This window comes from Flagellimonas olearia (assembly GCF_009184425.1).
GTDB lineage: Bacteria > Bacteroidota > Bacteroidia > Flavobacteriales > Flavobacteriaceae > Flagellimonas > Flagellimonas olearia.
The window spans coordinates 1-593 of record NZ_WELG01000028.1 but is presented as its reverse complement, the minus strand read 5'-3'; the positions used below and the strand labels follow the sequence as shown (position 1 = coordinate 593).

1 protein-coding gene is annotated in these 593 nt (G+C 47.2%); it reads right to left on the bottom strand.

The annotated features are described in order from the left end of the window. The coding region (locus F8C76_RS17785) for a conjugal transfer protein TraG N-terminal domain-containing protein (protein WP_211372177.1) at positions 1 to 566 on the bottom strand (566 nt) is incomplete at its 3' end. Between the last annotated feature and the right edge of the window lie 27 nt (positions 567 to 593).

The following is a 593-nucleotide window of genomic DNA, read 5'->3' as shown; positions in this document are numbered from 1 at the left end:
ACCCCCATCCAAGTATTAACCTCGGTTCCCATATAGCTGAGCATTGCAAAGGATCCCAATCCCGCATGACTCTGTATGAGCGTATCCATTGACCCTGTTGCGGACATAATTAGGTATAAATTCACCACTGCCATCAAAGGCATCCACATTTGCACCCAAAGAACCAGGAACATGTATTTGCCAAGGAGCTTTATCCCCCCGGCGCCCAAGAAAACCACGAACACCATTAGGGGGGAAATTGCGAAAACAAAGTTTTCAAAGAATGTGATTAGAGGAACCATCACGGAGGCAAAATTATCCGACTCCAGCTGCCAGGCTGCGTTTCGCTGAGCCCGAACTTGCATCATTGCTGCCAATTTACTTGCGTCTGTATGCTCGTCAAAAAAGGCGATATTCCCTTGTTGTGCCATCTCGTAGATGAGCATATTCAGACCAAGTTGCTGGTTTGAAATGCCAGAGTTCGTCAATATGCTTGCGACCTCACTAACCTTTTTGACAGCCCTTTGTTCGGCTGTCCCTTCACTGGAATCAAGTTCTTCTATATTTTGCAGCAATGCTGGGGCCATAAATCGACCGTATGTTGTGCCCCCCCA